Source organism: Dietzia sp. DQ11-71 (assembly GCF_014144995.1).
In the GTDB taxonomy this organism is placed as follows: domain Bacteria; phylum Actinomycetota; class Actinomycetes; order Mycobacteriales; family Mycobacteriaceae; genus Dietzia; species Dietzia kunjamensis.
Window position 1 is genome coordinate 1 of sequence record NZ_JAALDT010000346.1, and the last position, 4,950, is coordinate 4,950.

General features: G+C 71.1%; 4 protein-coding genes and 1 pseudogene. 4 read left to right on the plus strand and 1 reads right to left on the minus strand.

All coding sequences use genetic code 11. From position 1 onward, the window contains the following. Both G6023_RS12265 and G6023_RS12270 read left to right on the plus strand, forming a co-directional pair. Positions 1-789 (plus strand): NlpC/P60 family protein (locus G6023_RS12265; protein WP_182635731.1); only part of this gene is annotated, 789 nt, incomplete at its 5' end. Positions 790-925: 136 nt separating this feature from the next. Then, positions 926-2,059, plus strand: coding sequence for a glycosyltransferase family 4 protein (locus tag G6023_RS12270; RefSeq protein ID WP_182635732.1), 1,134 nt, complete (start codon positions 926-928; stop codon positions 2,057-2,059). 34 nt (positions 2,060-2,093) lie between these two features. On the opposite strand, the gene G6023_RS12275 is transcribed toward G6023_RS12270, so the two are convergent. Beyond that, complete coding sequence (locus tag G6023_RS12275) at positions 2,094-3,893, minus strand: AMP-dependent synthetase/ligase (protein WP_182635734.1); 1,800 nt, start codon at positions 3,891-3,893, stop codon at positions 2,094-2,096. 141 nt (positions 3,894-4,034) lie between these two features. On the opposite strand from G6023_RS12275, the gene G6023_RS12280 reads away from it, so the two are divergent. Together G6023_RS12280 and G6023_RS12285 are read left to right on the plus strand one after the other, a co-directional pair. Continuing rightward, complete coding sequence (locus G6023_RS12280) at positions 4,035-4,496, plus strand: SRPBCC family protein (RefSeq protein WP_182635736.1); 462 nt, start codon at positions 4,035-4,037, stop codon at positions 4,494-4,496. Further along, positions 4,493-4,950, plus strand: a pseudogene (locus G6023_RS12285) (hypothetical protein); the annotation flags it as partial. The gene G6023_RS12280 and the pseudogene G6023_RS12285, both read left to right, overlap by 4 nt.

A 4,950-nucleotide genomic window follows, 5' to 3' on the forward strand; every position in this document is an offset into this window, starting at 1 on the left:
GCAGCCGGACGGTCCGCCCTCGCGGACGGCGCCGCGCGCCGGGACCAGTCCACCGTCGATCACCTCGCGACCATGCGGTACCGGGGCGGGGACACCGGCGCCACACGGGCGGCAGTGCTCGCCGAGAGCCCCCGGGACCTGGTCCACAGGCTCGACACGCTGCGCCGACTGTCCGGGGCCACCACGAGTGCACTGGACGCCTCCAGAGCTGCGTCCCGGGATGCGGTGCAGCTCAGGGAAGAGGCCGCGCGTTCCGCGGCCGAGGCCCGGGACGCGGCCCGCGTCGCGCAGGAGCGAACCGACGCGCTCGCCCGCCGAACCGAGGAGATGCGGGTACGGATGGATGAGGTCCGTCGCCGGGTCGACGCACTGTCGGACGCACAACGCGATCTATGGATCGGCGGACCGGTGGTGCCGGAGGGGTACGTTGCCCCGCCGGTGGACGACGTCAATTCCGCGGCGCTCCGAGTCGCACTCTCCCGGCTGGGCGCGCCCTACTCGTGGGGCGCGACGGGCCCGTCCGAGTTCGACTGCTCCGGTCTCATGGTGTGGTCGTACGCGCAGGAGGGCAAGGCGCTGCCCCGGGCGAGCCAGGCGCAGGCGGTCGCGGGCGCCCCGGTGGCGATGAACGACATCCGGCCCGGTGACCTTGTCATCTACTTCCCCGGCGCCACCCACGTCGGGATGTACGCCGGCGACGGTCTGGTCCTGCACGCCCCGACCTACGGTGTGCCGGTCCGCCTCGAGCAGGTCGACGCGATGCCGATTCACGGGATCCGCCGCTACTGACCCCGGCCGACCCGGCCAAGCACGGCCGCCCCGCGCAGACACCGGCCGTCCCCGATCGCGCCTCGCCCCTTCCCGACGAGGACGACGCACCGGGCGGGGCCGAGGCGGGCCGGGTTGTGTGGCAGGCTCGGAGCCGATGACCAAGACGCTGTTGATCACCAACGACTACCCGCCGCGCCCGGGCGGGATCCAGTCGTACCTGGAGACGTATCTGAGCCACCTGGACCCGACGGACGTCGCGGTGCTCGCCTCGACGTTCCGGGGTGGCGAATCGGCGGAGTACGACGCCGCCAAGCCCTATCTGGTGGAGAGGGTGCCCACCGAGGTGTTGCTCCCCACGCCCGACCTCGCGGCACGCGCACGAAGGCTCGCCTCGGACTTCGGCGCGACGACGATCTGGTTCGGGGCCGCCGCCCCCCTCGCCGCCATGGCGCCGGTGCTACGGCAGGGCTCCGTGGACCGCATCATCGCGAGCACACACGGACACGAGGTCGGCTGGTCGATGCTGCCGGGCTCGCGCCAGATCCTGCGACTGATCGGCGAGTCCACCGACGCGGTCACCTACGTGAGCGACTACACACGGAGGCGGTTCGCGGCGGCGTTCGGCCCCCGCGCCCGCCTAGTGCACCAGCCGGGTGGCGTCGATACGGAGAGGTTCCGGCCGGATCCCGCACGGCGAAGGGCGATCCGCGACCGTTACGGACTCGCGGACCGCGACGTGATCGTGTGTCTGTCCCGCCTCGTGCCGCGGAAGGGCCAGGACATGCTCATCCGGGCGATGCCGGAGATCGCCCGGCGGGTGCCCGGGGCGGTCCTCGTCGTCGTCGGCGGTGGGCCCTATCGGCGCACGCTGGAAGGACTGGCGCGCCGCCTCGGGGTGGCCGACCGGGTCGTCTTCACCGGCCGCGTCCCCGCGGACGAGATCGTCGACCACCACCGACTGGCGGACGTCTTCGCGATGCCGTGCAGGACCCGAGGGGGAGGGCTGGACGTCGAGGGGCTGGGAATCGTCTACCTGGAGGCGTCCGCGTGCGGGGTGCCGGTCGTGGCGGGCCGGAGCGGCGGTGCCCCGGAGACGGTGCGCGACGGCCGGACCGGTCTCGTCGTCGACGGGACGTCACAGGGCGAGGTCGCCGACGCCGTCGCCGGCCTCCTCGAGGACCGGCCCAGGGCGTCGGCCATGGGGGTCCGCGGCCGCACCTGGGTGCTGGAGAACTGGCGCTGGGAGGACCTGGCCCGGGACATGGAACGCGTGCTCTCAGGGGAGTGACCCGCGAGAGCACGCGTTCCGACGCGCAGTCCGATCAGGCGTAGAGCGACTCGATCTGCTGGGCGTACTTCTGGTGCACGACGTTGCGCTTGACCTTCAGGGACGCGGTGAGCTCACCGGTCTCCTCGGTGAACTGGTCCGGGAGGACGTGGTACTTCTTGATCGACTCGGAGTGAGACACGCTCCGGTTCGCCCGCACCAGCGCCTGGTCCAGGTGCTCGATCAGGTCGGCGTCCTTGAGCAACTCGTACAACGAGCCGGACTTGTCGTGGTGGGTCTTCCACCGTTCGACGGCCTCCGGGTCGAGGGTCAGCAGGGCCGAGACGAACGGCTTTCCGTCGCCCACGCACACCGCCTCCGCCACGAGCGGGTCCGCACGCAGAGCGTCCTCGAGCTGGTTGGGAGCCACGTTCTTCCCGCCGGCCGTGACGATGATCTCCTTCTTGCGGCCGGTGATCGACAGGTACCCGTCCTCGTCCAGCGAACCCAGGTCACCGGTGCGGAACCAGCCGTCGCTGAAGGACTCGGCGGTCGCCTCCTCGTTCTGCCAGTAGCCGGAGGCGACGACGGGCCCGCTCACCTCGACCTCACCGTCCTGCGCGATCCGGACCGCGCAGCCGGGCAACGGCTGGCCGACGCTGCCGATCCGCATCCGCCCCGGGGTGTTGACCGTGATCGCCGCACAGGTCTCCGTCAGGCCGTAGCCCTCGAAGATGTTGACCCCGATGCCGTCGAAGAAGTGGGTCAGACGGTCACCCAGGGCGGCGCCGCCGGAGATGGCGACCTCGCAACGCCCACCGAGCGCGTTGACGAGCTTGGCGTAGACCAACTTCGAGAAGATCGCGTGGCGCAGCTTGAGGAACGGACCCACCCGGCCGTCACCCCGGTTGGCCTTGGAGTACGCGACCGCGGTGTCCGCGGCCTTGTCGAACATCCACGCCTTGACCGCGCCGCCGTCCTGCGCGGTCGCCTGGGCCTTGTTGAAGACCTTCTGGAACACGCGGGGGACGGCCAGGATGTAGTGCGGCTGCATCTCGCCGAACGTCTCGACCAGGTTGGTCAGGTCGGCGGAATGCGCGATGGTCACGCCGGCGTGGAATCCGGCGTAGGTGATGGCGCGGGCCAACACGTGGGCCAGGGGCAGGAACATCACCGAGGTGGCGTCGTCCCGCAGGATCCCGCTGAACGGCGTCTCGAGCACGGCGAGCGTCTCGGACATGAAGTTGCGGTGGCTGAGCATGACGCCCTTGGGGCGGCCCGTGGTCCCCGAGGTGTAGATCAGCGTCGCGGGGGAGTCGGCGCGGACCGAGGCCCGGCGCTCGTCGAGCACCGAGACGTCGACCGAGGCCCCCTCGGAGGCGAGGGTCTCCAGGACCGGGGTCGCACCGTCGATCACCAGGACGTCGGCGACCTCCAGGCCCTGCACGCCCTCCCGGGCGGTGGTGGCGTGGGTGTCGTTCTCGACGATGATCAACCGGGCCGCGGAGTCCTCCATGATCCAGTGGATCTGGTCGGCGCTGGAGCTGTCGTACACGGGAACGGTGACCGCGCCGACGGCCCAGATCGCGAAGTCGATGAGATTCCACTCGTACCGGGTGGAGCTGAGGAGGGCGACCCGATCGCCCGCCCGGACACCGAGCGCCACCAGTCCGCGGGCGATCGTCCGGACCTCCTCGGCGAACTCGCGGTTGGTGACGTCCGTCCACCGACCGTCGACGGGCTTCTGGAACGCCACGTTCTCCGGGGTGTTCTCCGCGCGGTCGTATGCCGACTGAACGCAGGACCAGTCGTCAGGGACGGTGAAGTTGGCGGGTACCGCGACGTATTCGCGCAAAGGGTCCTCCCGGTGGAGACGTTCAGAGTATGTCGGTGACCACACACACTATCGCCGGGACCACACGGTGGTCACGTCGCCTGCCCTCCGGGCGCCGCGGGTGGGGCGCATCGCGGAGCGGGATATGTGAAGCTTGTGGGTATGAGCGAGCACGACGGCGCCCCCGAGGTGTGGCCGACCAGAGACTCCACGGTGGTCGACGCACCGGTGGAGGACGTCATGGCGGTCATCTCCGACTTCGTCGCGTACCCGGAGTGGTCCGCGTCGATCCGCGCGGCCGAAGTGCTCTCCACCGGTCAGGACGGCCGTCCGGACCGGGTGCGGTTCGAGCTCGAGGCGGGCGCGATCGTCGACGAGTACGTCCTCGTCTACTCCTGGTCGGCGGACGACCGCGGTCTGGAGTGGCGGCTCGAGAGCTCGGCGTTGCAGAGGGCCCAACGGGGCTACTACCGGCTCGAACCGGTGGAGGGCGGCACGCGTGTGGACTACGAACTCGAGATCGAGCTCACGGTCCCGGTGATCGGGAGCCTGCGCAGCCGCGCCGAGCGCCGGATCCTGGGCGACGCACTGAAGGAACTCAAACGCCGGGCGGAGTCGCGGTGAGCAGAACTCGTGTCGTCGTCGTCCTCGGGGGAGATCCCGAGGACCGCGCGGGCGTCACCGCCGACCTGCTCGCGGACCCCGGCTGCACGGCGTTGATCCTGACCGGCCATCCCGATGCCGTCGACCCCCGTCTCGACGTCTCGGAGGACGGGCCCGTCGAGGTCCGGGTCGACGACCCGACGGCGAGGCTCGAGGCCTACCGGTCCGGCGCCGCCGATCCGGACGACGACGTACTGGCCGCGCTCGCCGCCGGAGGGGACACCCCGCTGGCCGCGGTGTTGGGATGGGAGTACGCGCGACGGGCCGCGTCGTCCGACTACTGGGACGTCGTCGTGGTCGAGCTCGACGGGGACCTGACCGCGGTGCGCCGGCTGGCGGCGGCCGGGGAACTGGCCGCCTTCGTGGAATCGCGCTGGCCCGCCAACGTGCGCTTCGCCTCGATGGCGGCGGGCGG

Bases quoted from the DNA above. Each gene is read 5' to 3' on its own strand.
- G6023_RS12270 (WP_182635732.1), top strand. From the start codon at position 926: ATGACCAAGACGCTGTTGATCACCAACGACTACCCGCCGCGCCCGGGC.
- G6023_RS12280 (WP_182635736.1), top strand. From the start codon at position 4,035: ATGAGCGAGCACGACGGCGCCCCCGAGGTGTGGCCGACCAGAGACTCC.